Below are 16,553 nucleotides of genomic sequence, written 5' to 3'. Positions count from 1 at the left end.
GAGATTCCTATGCCCGCGAACAGTTCATTATTCTTTTACTACATTCAAAAATGCCTCAATCATTCGATTCCCAGTTTTTGTGCCGATAGACTCTGGATGAAACTGTAGACCATATAACGGATAATTTTTATGCTGAATAGCCATAATTTCTCCATCATCTGCCGCACGAGCTGTCACAATAAAATCGCTTGGTAGTGTATTTTGTTCAATGACTAATGAGTGATAACGCATTACTTCCTCATTTGGTGCTATGCCTTGTAATAAGCCTTGCTGTTGATGTGTCAAAGGGCTCATTTTACCATGAATAATGTTTTTTGCACGTACAATTTTTGCACCGAATGCCTCACCTATTGCTTGGTGACCTAAGCAAATTCCTAGTATCGGTACCTGCCCGTGAAACTCTAAAATAATATCTATAACATTCCCCGCCTCACTTGGCACACCTGGCCCAGGTGAAACAACGATTGCCTTTGGTTGCATTGCATGGATTTCTTCAAGCGTTATTTTATCATTACGCACTACACGCACTTCTTGTTCAAACGCAGCAATTTGATGGTATAAGTTATAAGTAAATGAGTCGTAGTTATCGATTAATAAAATCATTTTCGCACCTCCAATAATGCGCGCGCTTTATTTAACGTTTCCTCATATTCCAAGCTTGGAACAGAATCATAAACAATTCCCGCCCCTGCCTGTACATAAGCTTTTCCATCCTTTACAAGCATTGTACGGATGGCTAATGTTAAATCCATATTGCCAGAAGCAGAAATATAGCCAACAGCCCCCGCATAGATGCCGCGCTTTTTTTGCTCAAGTGCGTGAATAATTTGCATTGCTCGTATTTTCGGTGCGCCCGATACCGTACCAGCTGGTAAGCTTGAAGCGAGTACATCGACTACATGTGCCCCTTCTTTTAGCTGACCAGCCACCTCTGACACAATATGCATCACATATTTATATTTCTCAATATGCATATAGCGCTTCACTTGTACGGAGCCCACCTCGCATACACGCCCAATATCATTGCGCCCTAAATCAACGAGCATGCGATGTTCGGCTAACTCTTTTTCATCATTCAACAATGTTTGTGCGAGCTGCTCATCTTCCTTCTGTGTTACACCACGTGGCTTCGTACCAGCTATCGGATTTGTTGTGACAACACCGCCCTGTACCTTTACTAAGCTTTCTGGCGAAGTACCAAGCACAATGACATCATCAAAATTCATGTAAAACATATAAGGCGAGGGATTTGTTGCACGCAGCTTGCGATACAGTGCAAATGCATCTCCCTGAAAGCTCGCTTCAAATGTTTGCGATAGTACGACTTGGAAAATATCCCCACGCTGAATATGTTGCTGCGCAGTTTCGACCATTGTTGTAAACTGTTCTTCAGTCATTGTCGCTGAAAAATGAATGTCTACAGCTGTATTTATTGTTTGCGTTATTTGCTGCCCGATTTGCTGCTCAAGCTGCTGAATTGCTTGCTGCATTTGCTGCTCTGTGCGGCCTCCAAATAAATCAACCGCAACTAACGATAGCTTTTGCTCAATATGGTCGATTACGATAAATGTATCGTAAAAATAAAGATGAACATCCGGCATATTGTAGACATCGTTCACGATTTGCCCAATTGCTTCAAAATGGAAGGCTGTTTCATAGCTAAAATAACCAATCGCTCCACCAAAAAAAGCAAATGGATAGTGCCCTGCGACAATTGGTAGCACGTCTTTTAAACGCTCGGTTACTGAAATGCTTTTCGTTGCTCCATTAAAAGTCGAGGTTTTCTCATCGCCTATTAGCTCTCCTACTGGATTGACCGTAATAAATGAATAACGACCACTTTCAGCATATTTAGCATTCGATTCAAATAGCATTTTATTTTGCCCTTGTAGGCATGAATAAATGCCGATGGGGGTGTAAGTATCCCCCTGCAATGTTTTCATTACGTACTTCATCTCTGTCATGCTCTGCTCCCCTATCTCTGCTCATTTGTACACAAAAAGGCCCTCCGTACTGTAAAGGACGGAGAGCCGTGGTACCACCTTCATTGGCTAATTGCTTAGCCCACTCGATTGCTTGTAACGTCAGCAACTACGACAAGGCATTTCCTCCTTGTAGCTAGAAAATCCATTCACCTATGCTGTCTACTAGCTCTCACCAACCGCTAGCTCTCTTCTAAGACGAACATAAGCTACTATTTTTTCATTATCGCTTTATACGTAATTGTAACGTGATTTTTTTCATAATTCAAACATTTTTAACTTGTTGCAGCGATTAATTTTGCTTGCTTCAAACGATTGCGCACGAAAATACCGAGCCATGTAGCAACTCCAGCTTTTAATAAGCCTGGAATGATAAATGGTATTGTTCCTCCCATCATAGCACCTGTCCATGACAAGTCATTGGCAATCTTCAGCCAGATTGTTCCAAATAGTAAAGTAACAAACATGCCAATAACATTCGCCACCGCTGCTTGTACATACGTATAAGAAGTTTTTTCTAGGTACAGCCCCATTAAATACGCGGCTGGCAAAAACCCTACCAAATAACCACCTGTTGGCCCAACTAACTTAGCAAGCCCCCCTGTAAACATTGCAAAAACAGGTAATCCTGCCGCACCCAATAATAAATAAACAGCCACTGCTAATGTGCCAAGCCGCGGACCTAAAATTGTAGCTACAAGTCCTACTGCTAATGTTTGTCCTGTAATTGGTACAAGCGGCAACGGAATTGTTACTTGTGCTAACACCGCAATAATCGCCGCACCAAATGCTGCTAATACATAATTTTTAACATTCATCACTATTTCCCCCAAGCTTTAGTAAACCTAATATAAATATAAGTTAACATAAAACGATATGCATATTCAATCATTTTTGTTATTATTTTTTTAGAATACGTGCAGGCCTAAATTGTCAGAATTGTTTGTGTGCCTGGCACTCAAAAAATGGAGGATGAATATGAATTTATGGTATGGTGGGACAATTTATACGATGCAGCAGGAAGGGCATACTGTAGAAGCCGTTTTAGAACATGATGGTATCATTTTAGAAGCTGGGGCATTTGCTGATTTGCAAGGAAAGGCACAGCATTTAATTGACCTAAAAGGAAATGTGTTATATCCGGGCTTTGTCGACAGTCATTTACATATTATTGGCTATGGAGAAAAGCTGAAAAATTTAGATGCTAGCAATATATCATCTAAAGATGAGCTGATGATGGCTTTGCAGCAACGAGCTGCACTATTGAAGGAAGAGGATTGGCTTGTTGCAATTGGCTATAATGAAGGCGCTAGTGAGCAATTAACATTTCCTACGATTGAGGAATTAGATGCCTTGAACTGCCATGTTGTCATTAAGCGTAGTTGTCATCATTTAATTATGGTGAATCATCTAGTACTTGCCTATGTCAATATTGATGAAACTACGGCAAATCCTACTGGTGGTTTAATTGATAAAAGGAATGGGCATTTAACAGGGATTTTGAAGGATAGTGCTTTATATTTAGTCGTCCATCGCATACCAACAACTACGCAAGGCTATGTTGATGATGCTTTGAAAAAATCAATTGCCTCATTGCATTCATTAGGTATTGTAGGTGGGCACTCCGAGGACTTAAGCTATTATGGACATCCTTCCATACCTTTACAAAGCTATGAATATATTATTAAAAATAAAAACTTCAAGGCACATTTATTACAGCATCATGATGCATGGGATGATTTACAGCAAATTGATTTTACACCTTCCACTTGGCTGGAGCTTGGTGCGATGAAAATCTTTATTGATGGTGCATTTGGAGGAAGGACAGCGGCACTTTCATCTCCGTATGCCGATGACCCTATGAATAGTGGTTTATTTATTCATTCTAATGAAGATTTAGCACAGCTCGTTCGTAAAGCGCGTGCTGCAAACGCAACGATTGCGGTTCATGTAATTGGTGATGCCGCCATTTCAGCAATTGTCGGATTGCTTGAGCAATATCCACCTTTAGCAGGCCAAAAGGATCGCATTATTCATTGTAGCTTAATTAATGATGAGCTGCTTGAAAGGCTTGCAAAACTGCCGATTATCGTTGATGTGCAGCCGCAATTTATTCAGTCAGATATGAATATTTTACAGGCAAGATTAGGGACGGAGCGCCTACATTATGCACATCCTATACAATCATTATTAAAGCGAGGCATCGTATGTGCGGGAGGCTCTGATGCCCCAATCGAGCACCCGAATCCGCTATACGGTATTTATGCTGCAATAGCACGTAAAAAAATGGGTGATGCACAAGTTTTAAATGCTGCTGAGTGCATTTCTCGCTATGAGGCTGTTGCACTTTACACGACTGCACCAGCCAAAGTTATTGATAAAGCGCATAGCCGCGGACAAGTCGCGGCAGGCTTTGAAGCAGATTTTACGATATTAAATGAAGATATTTTTAAAGTAGATGTCGAGCAAATTCCTCAGTTACAAGTAGTCAAAACGGTCGTTCACGGGCAAATTGTTTATGGTTGATTTTATGAGCGAATTTCTATGTTTTGTGAGCGAATCCCGCGACTTTACGAGCGAATTTAAAGATTTAACGAGCGAATCCGCTTTAGTCATACAAAAAGCGTCCAAAATACCGGCAACTGCGCGGTTTTTTGGACGCCCTTTTCTAGTTATTTAATTCGTAGTGCTGACCTTTTACTAAATAGAATAAATGCTCTGCGACGTTTGTTGCATGGTCTGCTGAGCGCTCTAAATAGCGACTAACAAAGGATAAATACATAAATTGTGAAATGTTATCAGGATGCTTGCTAGATAGCTGCATAAAGCCGGTAATAGCTTGACCGTACAAGCCGTCAATTTTATCGTCAAGCTCCGCTATTTCTTTTGCCTGTGATGTATTTTCATGAATGAATGCATCGACAATTTGGCGTAGCATCGAAACTGTTTTCTTAGACATTTCTTCTAATATCTCGATATTTGTAATGAATTCATCCTTGCCGATGCGAATTGTATCCTTCGCAATATTCACTGCGTAGTCGCCTACACGCTCCATATCGCTTGCCGCCTTAACAATCGTCATTAAGCGACGTAAATCTGTTGCCACAGGCTGTTGCTTCGCAATTAATAAAATAACACGGTCATTAATCATTTCCTCTAAACGATTAATATGAATGTCATTATCAATCACTGATAATGCCCTATCAATATCTTTATTAACAAATGCTTTGAATGAAATTTCTAAAGCTTCAATGCTTTTATTACATAAATCTAATAAATCCTCTTGCACCGTTTTCATATCGTGCTCAAATCGTTCACGTACCGCCATCATACTATAAGCTCCTCCTTATCCGAAACGACCAGAAATGTAATCTTCTGTGCGCCCATCTGCTGGTGTTGAGAAAATTTTATCTGTTTGATCAAATTCAATCACTTCACCATTTAGGAAAAATGCTGTTTTATCAGAAATGCGTGCTGCTTGCTGCATATTATGTGTCACGATGATGATTGAGTATTGCGTTTTTAACTCTTGTACAAGCTCCTCTACTTTCAATGTAGAGATTGGGTCAAGTGCCGATGTTGGCTCATCCATTAAAATAACATCAGGCTCAACAGCTAAGCATCGAGCGATACAAATACGTTGCTGCTGACCACCAGATAAGCCATAGGCATTTTGGTTAAGGCGATCCTTTACATCGTCCCAAACTGCTGCACCGCGCAATGATTTTTCTACAATCTCATCTAATATTTTTTTGTTTTTAATGCCATGGATTCGTGGTCCATAGGCAATATTGTCATAGATTGATTTTGGGAATGGGTTTGGCTTTTGGAACACCATACCTACTTGTGTACGCAATTCCTCAACCTCGTAATCTCCACCAAAAATATTGCGCCCACGGTAATTAATTTCCCCCGATGTTCTAACGATTGGCACAAGCTCAATCATACGGTTCAAGGTTTTAACATATGTCGATTTACCACAGCCAGATGGCCCGATAATTGCAGTGACTTCATTTTCTTTTATTTCAAGATTAATATTTTTTAACGCATGATGCTGCCCATACCATAAATCGAAATTTCTTGTTTCAAATACTGTATTTTTACTATTTACTTGCGCAGACTGTACAGTGTCATTGCTTCGCACATTTTGCACTTGCTCTTGAACTTGTATCATAATTTCCCTCCGTTAGTATCGTTTTTGGAATTTATTGCGAATATAAATGGCAATTGAGTTCATGAATACTAGCAATATCATTAAAACGATAATCCCTGCTGCTGCAACATATTGGAACTCTTCTTGTGGACGCTTTGCCCAGTCAAAAATTTGCATCGGTAATGCTGTAAATGTACTTAATAAATTCTCAGGTAAGAATTGTAAAATAACAGGAATACCAATAACTACTAATGGCGCAGTTTCACCAATTGCACGTGATAGGGCTAAAATACTCCCTGTCAATATACCCGGAATCGCCGCGGGCAAAACAACCTTCACAATTGTTTGCCATTTAGTAGCACCCATACCATATGAGGCTTCGCGTTGCTCCTGCGGGACAGCTCGAATTGCTTCCTGTGCAGAAACGATAATAATCGGCAAAATTAATAAGCTCATCGTAAAGCCTGCTGCTAAAATGCTTTTTCCTAAGTCTAATAAGCGAACGAAAATCGTTAATCCTAATAGACCGAATACAATGGAAGGTACACCTGCTAAGTTGGAAATATTAATGCGAATGAAATCATTGAAACGATTTTTTTTCGCATATTCCTCTAAATAAATCGCTGAACTTACACCTAAAATAATGGAAACTGGTGCGACAACAGCCATTAGCCATAAAGAACCGATAAGTGCCGCTTTAATTCCCGCTTTTTCAGGTACACGTGAGGCAAAATTCGTTAGGAAGCCAAAGTTTAAATGACTTAATCCTTGTGAAAGAATTCGCGCTAATAATATTAATAAAGCTACTAAAGCAAAAGTTGTTGCGACAATAAAAATAGTTTTCCATACTTTATTCATCTTTAGTCGCATACTCATGCGCTTCATTACAGCAGTATCATTCAAATATTTCATTTTAATACTCCTCTCTGAAGCGTTTTGAAATATATTGTGCAAGCAGGTTCATAATCAGTGTGAAAATAAATAATGTGAAGCCTACTGCATAAATAGAATAATAAATTGTTGTACCATAGCCAGCATCACCTGTTGATACTTGTACGATATATGCTGTCATTGTTTGAATTGAATCTGTTACCGCAAAATCAAATTTAGGTGTTGACCCACCTGCCAGCGATACAATCATCGTTTCACCGATAGCACGTGAAATCGCTAAAACGATAGAGGCAATAATCCCCGATAATGCGGCTGGTAAGACTACCTTAATCGCTACCTCAAATTTTGTTGCACCAAGTCCAAGTGCACCTTCACGAATAGAGTTCGGTACAGAGCTCATCGCATCCTCTGACAGTGATGCAATCATCGGCAAAACCATAATCCCTACAACAATCCCCGGGCTAAGCGCATTGAATATTTTCAGCGATGGTATCAATTGCTGTAAAAGCGGTGTGACAAATGTCAATGCAAAGAATCCATAGACAATTGTTGGAACACCAGCAAGTACTTCTAAAATTGGCTTAATAATACGGCGCGTTTTATCAGATGCATATTCACTTAAATAAATCGCCGCACCAAGACCAAATGGTACTGCTACTAATACAGCGATGCCAGTAACCTTTAATGTCCCAAAAACAAGTGGTAATATGCCATATAAAGGCTCTTTCCCTGAGAATGGAAGCCATTCTGTACCGAATAAATAATCAGTTATTGATACTCTCTGAAAAAACTCAAACGTTTCAAAAATAAGTGTAAAAACAATACCAAAAGTCGTTAGTACAGATAATGCTGCCGCTACTAAAAGCAATATAGGCATTGTTTTTTCTACTAGTTTTTTACCCTTTCTTTCACGGGATTTTGCAATCATTTGTTGTACGGATTGCTCACTTGCTTTTCCGGTCATTTGTCGATAAACTCCTTTCCGTTTAAGGAAAGAATGTGTGCTTTACGCACACATTCTTAAATGTTGCTTGATGCATTATTTTTTTAATGCTTCTAAAGCAGCTAAGCCTTTTGTATACTCTTCAGCCGGTAAGCGTACATAGCCTGTTTCTTCAGCCATATCGCCAGCATTTTCTAATGTAAAGCGTAAGAAATCATAAGCTGCTTCGTTAGTTGCCATTGCTTCATTTTTCACATAAACAAATAATGGACGAGATAATGGTGAATATTCACCTGATTCAATTGTGTCGCTGTTTGGCTCTACACCATTTACAGAAACAGCGTGTAATTTACCTTCATTCGCAATATAGTATGAGTAACCAAAGAATGCGATGGCATTTTTATCTGCAATAACACCTTGTACTAATACGTTGTCATCTTCAGATAAAGTAGCTGATTTCACTAAATCTTCACCGTCTAAAATTACTTCATCAAAATAATCGTAAGTACCTGAATCTGTTCCTGGTGCGTAGAAGACTACCTCTTCAGCTGGCCAAGATGGGTCAATATCAGACCATTTTTTCGTTGTACCGTCTTCAATCCATAATTGCTTTAGTTGGTCAACTGTTAAGTCTTTCGCCCATGTGTTTTCAGGGTGAATAACAACAGATAATCCGTCATATGCTACAGCAAGCTCTGTATATTCAATACCTGCTTCTGCTAATTTCTCTACTTCTGTATCTTTAATCGGACGAGAAGCATTCGAGAAGTCTGTCTCTCCATTAATGAATTTTTCAAAACCTCCACCAGTACCAGAAACCCCTACAGATACTTGAACTTTCCCTTGTACTGCAGCGTACTCCTCAACAAGTGCCTCAGTAATCGGTGCAACTGTTGATGAACCATCACCAACAACCGTTCCTGTTAATTGTGCGTCACCAGCTTCTGCGTTTTGTGCTCCACCAGTTTCTACATTTTCTGCATTATCAGTGTTTGGTGTTGATTCAGAATCATCTCCGCCACATGCTGCTAATAATAATGCTGCACTTAATACTGCTGCCTTGCCTGCGTACTTCCATTTACTCATTTGTCTAGTCCTCCAATAACTTTCGTAGTCAGTTGTTGTTACATTCATTACTATAAAGACTTTTTGTTGAGTGAATTTAAATACAATGTTAAGGCTGTGTAAAGTAGTGTAGAGGTTTTGTAAATAGAAAAAGACTCCTCTATACAAAATATCTTGTATAGTAGAGCCCTTCGCTTGTTATAGCAACCTTATAGTCAATTACGCTGAAATGTAATTGCGTTCAGCGGGTGTCTGAACACCCGTTGAAAGAAGTTAGATTTCTATAATTATTTGAAAATAGATAATCAATCATCATCTAAAAGAACTGATTTCATTTTATTTATATACACTAGTAAATGAAGTCTATAATTGTCTTTTATTTAATGTAAAAGTTTCCTCAAGAAAGATGAGAACAACGTCCTTACTATTATAGAAGCTTTTTCACCAAGTTAAAATGCCTCCTATAATACTTTTTTCACTTCTTTAATATGTGTTAATAAGACATCTCGCGTTTCTATCTTCTCTGGCTGTTTTTTAGTTTTTGGCTGTGTAATATCTAGCTTAATTGTGTTAGCGTCTTTCGGGTTACTGTAGCCATTAAATGAAGCATTATAAATAACTTCGCCTGTTTTAAGTGTAACAGTTGCTTTTTTTGCATCAATTAAATTTTTCAAAAATGGATATGTTGTTAAATTGCGTTTACGTGCAGCAACAGCTAAACGTGGCTCTAAAAATAAAAAGAGCCCTTCTAATACAACAACATAAGCAACTGTCGTACCAATTAATATAGCAGGTCCTACATTTAAGCGTGCCATCATAAATGCATTGCTTATCGCCCCTAAAAACACAATAATGTGATATAAAATTTTTCGCATAGTAAAATCCTTTCTTCTTTTAATTAAGCAGTTTATATCCGATTTTCGGCAATGTTTAATATAGAAAATAGCTATTTAAAATACTCTGTTATGTACTGATTAATTAACTATGGGGCCACCCAAAAAGGATTTTCTTTTTTGAGTAGCCCCTTATGCTATTATAACGCTATTCTGTTGCTGTTTTCTGCTCCTCATCTTCATCAAGACGCTCTTCAGAAAATGGCGCAAGAATTTTTTGTGTTGCTGAGCTTTCTTTTATTCCATTTTGCTCATATTTTTTTTGTAGTTCAAAGTAGTAATCTGCGATTTCACGTGCGATTTCATTATTTTGCGTTAAATACACACTGAAATCTGTCGTTACCCACGGAATGACAACCGCATATGCGATTTGTGGGTTATCGTATGGCGCAAAGCCAACATGTGTTAAAGTCGTTGTATTCGTCCCAAATTTATCACGCTGCGGTCCATAATATACTACCTCTGCCGTACCAGTTTTACCTGCTGCCGTATATGGCGCATCATGGAATGATCTATATGCAGTCCCTTGGGAACCAACATAAACTTGTCGCAAACCTTTTTTCACTTGCTCGATTTCAGCATCTGTATTCGAAATACGGTTTAAAATTGTTGGCTCTACTTCCTGAACGAGTGCGCCTAATGTTTCCCCGTCTGTAGAAGGTTTACGAATCTCCTTTAACATACGAGGCTGTACGCGGTAGCCACCATTGGCAACTGTCGAAATATATTGTGCTAACTGCAATGGTGTATACGTATCAAATTGTCCGATAGCTAAGTCTAAAATTTTACCCGGCGTATCCATTATCCCTTGATAACCAGCAAATTCTCCCGGTAAATCGATGCCAGTTGGCACACCTAAACCGAATTGCGAGTAGCCATTGCGCATTCTTTGTAATGTATCATCACGCAAGTTAAGTCCCATATTATACGTATAGCTTTTTCCACCAATTGCCATTGCAATTTTAAACATATACGAGTTCGATGAGCGCTCTAATGCTTTAAGCTCATTCATTGCAATACGGCTGCCACGGTTAAAAATGGAGCTTTTTGGGTCTGTGTTTAATAGCTTAATCGGTTCATCTATCATTGTCGTATTTAAGCTCAACACATTTTCTGAATAGCCGGTTAATACAGTTGCAGCCTTTATGCTGGAGCCTGCCTCGTAGGCAGTTGTAAATGCACCGTATGAATAATCAATAATGTAGCTTTCACCTGTTTCAGGGTCCTTTTCGATTTTTTTACCTACAACGGATAAAAGCTCTCCCGTATTCGGGTCCATCATTACAAAAAATGCACGGTCTAATAGACTTGAAGAGCCTAGCGACTTTAACTCAAGCAGTTTTTCCTCAACAATGCGCTCCGCCTCTGCCTGTAGTTCCATATCAAGCGTTGTAATTAAGTCTTTTCCCGGCTCACCAGCATATGTCGTTTGAATTTCAACAACTTGCCCTTTTTTATTCGTCATATTTTTAACGACGGATTTTTCACCCTGCAATATTTCCTCATATTGCGCTTCAAAATAACTTTCACCAACGCGATCATTGCGTGAATAATCACGAGCTAAATAAAAATCAAGCTTATTTTTGGGTATCCCTTTGCTCGGTACAGTTGTTCGACCTAAAAGTGCAAGCGGCGATAACCTAACACGCTTCCAATCTGTCGTTGTATTGACGCCTGGTAAATCAGCTAAACGCTCCGAAACACGAGCAAATTCATCGTCTGTTACGCCTTCACTTTTAATAATTTGCGGTGATAAATTGTAGCCTGATGCCATTTCTCTATAAATAGCAAGCACCTCTAAATCAAAATCTGTCAGCTGTGCTAATTCTTCATCAGTGATACGCTCACGAATACGGCGATCCATTTCTGCATTCACCTGCTTCTCATCAAGCGTTTCATCAGAAGCACGATACGCATCCATTTCTTCCTTTGTTACTTTGGCTAACGCATCTTCATTTTTTAGTAAAATCCAAAAATCCTGCTTATCACGGTAAGTAACACGATTTGTCGGCTGTTCTATTAATTTTGCTAGTTCAATCGCTACCTCAAGCATATCTTTTTGCTTTGTCGTTTGCATTTTTGTATATGTAATCGCATTTTCTGGCTGATTATCTACTAAAATTCGACCGTAACGATCGTAAATGCGTCCACGTGGTACACTCGTATTTACTCGCACTTCCTCTTTGCGTTCAAGTTCCATCACATATTCCTCGCCCTTAACAATTTGCAAATAACCTAATCGAAAAATAAGTGCTGAGAACAGAATAAAAATTGAAAAGAAAAGGACATTCATTCGAAATGTAAGATTAGCTCGTTGCTTTGCTTTAGGATTTTGATTATTTTTTGTCTTTTGTACTTTTCGCATCTGAAATGCCTCCCCTCCTTTACTCCATAAGATTTAGTATACCATCTGTATACGCTAGAAAAAAGAGAATTACCGCTATTTTGTGACGCTAACAATAAGAAAAAGTTGCAACTCATTCCTTTTCGCATTAGATGTTAGCTAGACGACAAAGAAGCTGCCTGAAAAGTAATAACTTTTCAGGCAGCTTCATCAAGTTCTATTTCGCATTTTCATCGGTTTGATGAATACCGAATATATTGCCTTCTGTATCCTTGTAATATCCTTGCCATGCCATACCCGGAAGCGCATGCTTCGCCTTCGCTACTTTACCGCCATTTGCTAAGATTTTGGATTCAGTTGCATCATAATCCGCTACAACCATTGTGCTTATATAACCATTTGCTGGTTGATTCTCTTCTGGCTCTGCGCCTTGACGCTGCATTAATGCGCCGTTAATGCCGGGTTCTTCCTCACTTCCAGTCACTGCACCAAAATAGGGCATCCCTGCATAATCGCTCCAGTCTTGAAACGTCCAGCCAAACACTTCCCCATAAAATGATTTTGCTCTTTCCATCTCGCTAACATGAATTTCAAAATGAATTAATCTCCCCATACTCCATCCCCTTTCCCTGTCAGTTTTTTCTTACTATACATGTTGATTGATTAATTGTAAACATTTATAGAGACAACAAGCGGTATAATGATAGAAGCATTGGAGATGGAGTGATTTCAAATTGAATAAAAACAACTTTGTAAATGTAGTAGGTTACCAATTAGAAAAAGTACATACAGGCGTGATTAAATGGATAATGGATTCCCAAAATAATTCTGTTTCACTCGATAATAAATACGCTGTCTTAAAAAAATTATTTGCATTTTGCGGCAAATCAATAACATTTAATAAACAGGATATCGAATCTATTATTTGCACACCTGAATTTTCTTTTGGGCGCAAAAGAAAAATTGATTTGGTCATCAAAGTGAATTTATTTTCTGGTCAATTGAAATACATTGTTATCGAAATGAAAGTCGATTCAATTCCTTATGATAAACAACTTGATGGCACATTCCAAGATTTTGTGAGCACAATTAATAGCGATAAGGACACATGTTTTATGTTATTTCTTTTCGGGTCTTCACAAGTATGCACAGTACCAACAAATAAGAATTTTTCCGTTTGCCGAATTAAGGAGATTATTCACTTTTTCAATCATTTGCAAATACAAAATACAATATATTTCGATTGGATTGAATCTCTAATTGAAGAAAAAGCACGATTAGAAAAAGTAAGTGAATTCCTACTTGCAACAGATAATCTTTGGGATACAAATTATTGGTTAGAAAATGGATATAGAATCTGGTTCTCGCTATTTTATTATCTTTATAATCAACTCAAGATGGAGTCGAATATGCCTGAGGAATGGGAGATTTACAGTGGTAGTAATAACCCTGTAATGAATTGGACGCCCGGTTGGAAATCGATTGTCTATAACGATAAGCCACTTTCACTTTATTGGGAATTCAATTATGAAGAACTCGTACTAAAAGTAAAAGTCGATAATACAAACCCAATACAGAGAGAAGCTTTAGCTGATTTTAGAACGAAGATAGCAACAATTTGCGAAAATTCTCCTATTAAAACGGGGAAGAAAACAAAAAATACATACGGCATATACAATTCTCTCTATAAGTGGCATTTTAACTTCAAAGAGCAAACATTTCATGAAATCATGTCAAATACCGAAGATATTTTAAAGAAAATACACCCGCAATTACATTCTCTATAATTTTTTCATACTGTTTGTGGTTTTAAAGGCATGTAAACCTTGCCATACCGATATGTTAGGGAAAATAAAAGAGAATCAGGGAAACATACGAATTGTATGTTTCTGATTCTCTTTTGATTTTTAATTCCATTTATCTTCCTACGCTAGTACCAACTCTTTTACAGAGGGGGATTTAGTATTGAAAAGATAACGATTATTTTGCCGCTTGGAATTTAGCTTCTACGACATCCCAGTTTACTACGTTCCAGAATGCACCGATGTAGTCTGGGCGGCGGTTTTGGTAGTTTAAGTAGTATGCATGCTCCCAAACGTCTAAGCCTAAAATAGGCGTTTTGCCTTCCATTACAGGTGAATCTTGGTTTGGTGTAGATGTTACAGCAACGCCATCTCCATCAACGATTAACCAAGCCCAACCTGAGCCGAAACGAGTTGTAGCTGCTTTTGCAAACTCTTCCTTGAACGCATCGAATGAACCAAACTTTGCGTCAATTGCAGCTGCTACTTCACCAACTGGTGTATTTGAACCGCCTGGTGCGATTACTTCCCAGAATAATGTGTGGTTAGCATGTCCACCACCGTTGTTGCGTACAGCCGTTTGTTTGTCAGCTGGAAGTGCATCTAAATTTGCAATTAATTCGTTTACATCTTTACCTGCAAATTCAGTACCCTCTAATGCAGCGTTTACATTCGTAATGTACGTTTGATGATGCTTTGAATGGTGGATTTCCATTGTACGCGCATCAATATGTGGTTCTAATGCATCATATGCGTAAGGTAATTTTGGTAATTCGTAAGCCATTATAAATTCCTCCTCAAGTTGAAAAATCATCCTTCATGTATAAGGTTATCAAAATTGATACAGTCCTTCAATGAAAAAAACTTAAGAACAAATATTTCGGTCTTTTGACGGAACTAAATCGCAAAAACAAAAATAATAATCATAATTGCTTGAATTGTACCTTTTGCTGCGACGGACGTTAAAAAACCTATAACTGAGCCAACACCCGTACGAACTGCCTGCTTCAATGTCGTTCTCTCAACAACTATTTCACCAATGACTGCCCCTAAAAATGGACCGATTAAAATACCTGCAAAGGGAATTACAAATGGCCCTATAAGCAATCCAATTGTGCTTCCCCACATCCCTGCTTTTGAGCCCCCAAATTTTTTAACGCCGATTAAATTGGCAATCGTATCAGCTGCAAATAATAAAGCGACAAACAGCACTTCAATTACCCAGAACCACCACGGCAAGGAGAATGTGTAAAACACGCCATAAACAATAAAGCCTGCCGCAATAAATAAAACAGATGGAATAATTGGATAAACAAGCCCAATAAAACTAATGATGAAACATGCAATTATTAATACCCATGCGATTATATCCATGAATTCAACTCCTTATCATTATTTATCCCGCATTAACGGGCAGTAAGACGCCCACTTCAAGACTTAAGTGAAAATACACAAAGGATAGTAGGAGATCAACTACCCGTAAAAGCCCGATTGAGGCCAACACGATGTTGGTCACACAAGCATTTTCGCAGGATGCGAAGATCTTAGTTTGTGTTCCTCTATCAACAATCAGTGGAGGATGAGGAAAATCTCCACTGATTGAAGTTTCACTTTATCTACGTCTATATTGATTGAATGGTTTCAAGATGGCGCTTTCTATTTTCCTGTTAAACTTTTCATGATACACTGACTGTTGGAGGAGAGTATAAAATGAAATTAAAACATTCACAGCTTTTTCTTGCAAGCTTGTACGAGCCGAAAAAGCTTGCTGCCTATAGAATTATGCCGATTGGAAAAGTGATTCAATACGTTTTTTTGCTCATTACAGCAATGACTGCTTTTTCACTAGGAAAGTTTTTTAATACCGAGGTGGAACAAATTTTCTCTTATAAAGAGATAGAGGAGTTTGCCAGTGATTTAAAGTGGCTCGTTTACATAATTTCAATTGTTTTTTTATTCGTTATGAACACGCTTATTTTATTTGCTAAAATTAGCATTTATGCTTATGCAGGAAAACTATTTTTAAAGCCGTTGAAACGGCGCGGTGAGTATCGACAAGTATGGCGCACAGCCGCCTTTGCCATTACATGGGAAGTAATTTTATCCATCGTTTTAAGCTTCTTCGTCATCCCTTCAGTTATCTCGATGTTATTATTTATTGTTGTGACGATGACAATGCTGTTAATGGCAATAACGAAATACCCGAAAATGCCTCGAGTGTAATGAGCGTTAAAGACAACGAAAACGAGATTTTTTTCAAATTCAAAAAACTGCTTGATTCACTATTTGCAACCTTTTAATAAATGATTTCCCTTTATAATGCGGCTGAAACATAAACGCCACGGGACTGTCTGAAAAGTCCCTTTTATCTTGTCAAAGCATTGAATTAAAGCTTCTCTTTTATCGAAGGTAAAAATCGTTGAAGCCCGTGTTTATCATAGCTTTAAAGGAGGCCCTCTCTATTTCTATAAGTGAATATT

At 38.4% G+C, this 16,553-nt stretch carries 16 protein-coding genes and 1 other annotated feature; of the genes, 3 read left to right on the top strand and 13 right to left on the bottom strand.

The window, feature by feature from the left end; all coding sequences use genetic code 11:
• Positions 1-27 precede the first annotated feature (27 nt).
• The 3 genes from C9J36_RS06125 to C9J36_RS06115 all read right to left on the bottom strand — a co-directional run bounded on the left by C9J36_RS06125 (position 28) and on the right by C9J36_RS06115 (position 2,800).
• Positions 28-603 (bottom strand): anthranilate synthase component II, encoded by a 576-nt coding sequence (locus tag C9J36_RS06125; RefSeq protein ID WP_107942529.1) that lies wholly within the window; start codon positions 601-603, stop codon positions 28-30.
• Entirely contained in the window at positions 600-1,964 is a 1,365-nt protein-coding gene (trpE, locus tag C9J36_RS06120) for an anthranilate synthase component I (RefSeq protein ID WP_107942528.1), read from the bottom strand. The genes C9J36_RS06125 and trpE overlap by 4 nt, the downstream gene beginning before the upstream one ends.
• Before the next feature lie 51 nt (positions 1,965-2,015).
• Positions 2,016-2,218: a binding site (T-box leader), on the bottom strand.
• Between the two features lie 39 nt (positions 2,219-2,257).
• A complete protein-coding gene (locus C9J36_RS06115; protein WP_066163803.1) occupies positions 2,258-2,800 on the bottom strand; it encodes a biotin transporter BioY in 543 nt (180 codons plus the stop codon).
• 160 nt (positions 2,801-2,960) lie between these two features.
• On the opposite strand from C9J36_RS06115, the gene C9J36_RS06110 reads away from it, so the two are divergent.
• The gene (locus C9J36_RS06110) at positions 2,961-4,508 is read left to right on the top strand and encodes an amidohydrolase (RefSeq protein WP_107942527.1); all 1,548 of its coding nucleotides are present in this window, start codon (positions 2,961-2,963) and stop codon (positions 4,506-4,508) included.
• Between the two features lie 142 nt (positions 4,509-4,650).
• On the opposite strand, the gene phoU is transcribed toward C9J36_RS06110, so the two are convergent.
• The 8 genes from phoU to C9J36_RS06070 form a co-directional block, all read right to left on the bottom strand.
• Positions 4,651-5,310, bottom strand: coding sequence for a phosphate signaling complex protein PhoU (gene phoU / locus C9J36_RS06105; RefSeq protein ID WP_066164495.1), 660 nt, complete (start codon positions 5,308-5,310; stop codon positions 4,651-4,653).
• 18 nt (positions 5,311-5,328) lie between these two features.
• Positions 5,329-6,156: a phosphate ABC transporter ATP-binding protein PstB gene (gene pstB / locus C9J36_RS06100; protein ID WP_107942526.1), complete on the bottom strand. Its 828-nt coding sequence runs from the start codon at positions 6,154-6,156 to the stop codon at positions 5,329-5,331.
• Positions 6,157-6,168: 12 nt separating this feature from the next.
• On the bottom strand, positions 6,169-7,047 hold the full coding sequence (gene pstA / locus C9J36_RS06095) for a phosphate ABC transporter permease PstA (protein ID WP_066163813.1): 879 nt from the start codon (positions 7,045-7,047) through the stop codon (positions 6,169-6,171).
• 1 nt (position 7,048) lies between these two features.
• Positions 7,049-7,990: a phosphate ABC transporter permease subunit PstC gene (pstC, locus tag C9J36_RS06090; RefSeq protein ID WP_066163816.1), complete on the bottom strand. Its 942-nt coding sequence runs from the start codon at positions 7,988-7,990 to the stop codon at positions 7,049-7,051.
• Between the two features lie 75 nt (positions 7,991-8,065).
• Positions 8,066-9,055 (bottom strand): PstS family phosphate ABC transporter substrate-binding protein, encoded by a 990-nt coding sequence (locus tag C9J36_RS06085; protein WP_066163819.1) that lies wholly within the window; start codon positions 9,053-9,055, stop codon positions 8,066-8,068.
• A 440-nt stretch (positions 9,056-9,495) separates the two neighbouring features.
• Complete coding sequence (locus tag C9J36_RS06080; RefSeq protein ID WP_066163824.1) at positions 9,496-9,909, bottom strand: hypothetical protein; 414 nt, start codon at positions 9,907-9,909, stop codon at positions 9,496-9,498.
• Positions 9,910-10,075: 166 nt separating this feature from the next.
• On the bottom strand, positions 10,076-12,292 hold the full coding sequence (locus C9J36_RS06075; RefSeq protein ID WP_107942525.1) for a peptidoglycan D,D-transpeptidase FtsI family protein: 2,217 nt from the start codon (positions 12,290-12,292) through the stop codon (positions 10,076-10,078).
• A gap of 196 nt (positions 12,293-12,488) precedes the next feature.
• On the bottom strand, positions 12,489-12,884 hold the full coding sequence (locus C9J36_RS06070; RefSeq protein WP_107942524.1) for a VOC family protein: 396 nt from the start codon (positions 12,882-12,884) through the stop codon (positions 12,489-12,491).
• 121 nt (positions 12,885-13,005) lie between these two features.
• Here C9J36_RS06070 and C9J36_RS06065 point away from each other — a divergent pair, with 121 nt between their 5' ends.
• Positions 13,006-14,058 (top strand): PDDEXK-like family protein, encoded by a 1,053-nt coding sequence (locus C9J36_RS06065; protein WP_107942523.1) that lies wholly within the window; start codon positions 13,006-13,008, stop codon positions 14,056-14,058.
• A gap of 193 nt (positions 14,059-14,251) precedes the next feature.
• Here C9J36_RS06065 and C9J36_RS06060 read toward each other — a convergent pair whose 3' ends face one another.
• Together C9J36_RS06060 and C9J36_RS06055 are read right to left on the bottom strand one after the other, a co-directional pair.
• A complete protein-coding gene (locus tag C9J36_RS06060; RefSeq protein ID WP_066163841.1) occupies positions 14,252-14,857 on the bottom strand; it encodes a superoxide dismutase in 606 nt (201 codons plus the stop codon).
• A 113-nt stretch (positions 14,858-14,970) separates the two neighbouring features.
• Positions 14,971-15,447 (bottom strand): DUF456 domain-containing protein, encoded by a 477-nt coding sequence (locus C9J36_RS06055; RefSeq protein WP_107942522.1) that lies wholly within the window; start codon positions 15,445-15,447, stop codon positions 14,971-14,973.
• 336 nt (positions 15,448-15,783) lie between these two features.
• Here C9J36_RS06055 and C9J36_RS06050 point away from each other — a divergent pair, with 336 nt between their 5' ends.
• Positions 15,784-16,296 carry a DUF1189 family protein gene (locus tag C9J36_RS06050; RefSeq protein ID WP_066163851.1) on the top strand — a complete coding sequence of 171 codons (513 nt, stop codon included), beginning with the start codon at positions 15,784-15,786 and terminating at the stop codon, positions 16,294-16,296.
• The last annotated feature ends 257 nt before the right edge of the window (positions 16,297-16,553 follow it).

The sequence above is a fragment of the Metasolibacillus fluoroglycofenilyticus genome (genome assembly GCF_003049645.1).
Classification (GTDB): Bacteria; Bacillota; Bacilli; order Bacillales_A; family Planococcaceae; genus Metasolibacillus; species Metasolibacillus fluoroglycofenilyticus.
Note: the sequence above shows the minus strand (reverse complement) of the source record. Positions and strands in the feature narration are given on the sequence as shown.

Excerpts from the sequence above, each read along its gene's own strand:
- C9J36_RS06125 (WP_107942529.1), bottom strand. The coding sequence starts at position 603 with ATGATTTTATTAATCGATAACTACGACTCATTTACTTATAACTTATAC.
- trpE (WP_107942528.1), bottom strand. The coding sequence starts at position 1,964 with ATGACAGAGATGAAGTACGTAATGAAAACATTGCAGGGGGATACTTAC.
- C9J36_RS06115 (WP_066163803.1), bottom strand. The coding sequence starts at position 2,800 with ATGAATGTTAAAAATTATGTATTAGCAGCATTTGGTGCGGCGATTATT.
- C9J36_RS06110 (WP_107942527.1), top strand. The coding sequence starts at position 2,961 with ATGAATTTATGGTATGGTGGGACAATTTATACGATGCAGCAGGAAGGG.
- phoU (WP_066164495.1), bottom strand. The coding sequence starts at position 5,310 with ATGGCGGTACGTGAACGATTTGAGCACGATATGAAAACGGTGCAAGAG.
- pstB (WP_107942526.1), bottom strand. The coding sequence starts at position 6,156 with ATGATACAAGTTCAAGAGCAAGTGCAAAATGTGCGAAGCAATGACACT.
- pstA (WP_066163813.1), bottom strand. The coding sequence starts at position 7,047 with ATGAAATATTTGAATGATACTGCTGTAATGAAGCGCATGAGTATGCGA.
- pstC (WP_066163816.1), bottom strand. The coding sequence starts at position 7,990 with ATGACCGGAAAAGCAAGTGAGCAATCCGTACAACAAATGATTGCAAAA.
- C9J36_RS06085 (WP_066163819.1), bottom strand. The coding sequence starts at position 9,055 with ATGAGTAAATGGAAGTACGCAGGCAAGGCAGCAGTATTAAGTGCAGCA.
- C9J36_RS06080 (WP_066163824.1), bottom strand. The coding sequence starts at position 9,909 with ATGCGAAAAATTTTATATCACATTATTGTGTTTTTAGGGGCGATAAGC.
- C9J36_RS06075 (WP_107942525.1), bottom strand. The coding sequence starts at position 12,292 with ATGCGAAAAGTACAAAAGACAAAAAATAATCAAAATCCTAAAGCAAAG.
- C9J36_RS06070 (WP_107942524.1), bottom strand. The coding sequence starts at position 12,884 with ATGGGGAGATTAATTCATTTTGAAATTCATGTTAGCGAGATGGAAAGA.
- C9J36_RS06060 (WP_066163841.1), bottom strand. The coding sequence starts at position 14,857 with ATGGCTTACGAATTACCAAAATTACCTTACGCATATGATGCATTAGAA.
- C9J36_RS06055 (WP_107942522.1), bottom strand. The coding sequence starts at position 15,447 with ATGGATATAATCGCATGGGTATTAATAATTGCATGTTTCATCATTAGT.
- C9J36_RS06050 (WP_066163851.1), top strand. The coding sequence starts at position 15,784 with ATGAAATTAAAACATTCACAGCTTTTTCTTGCAAGCTTGTACGAGCCG.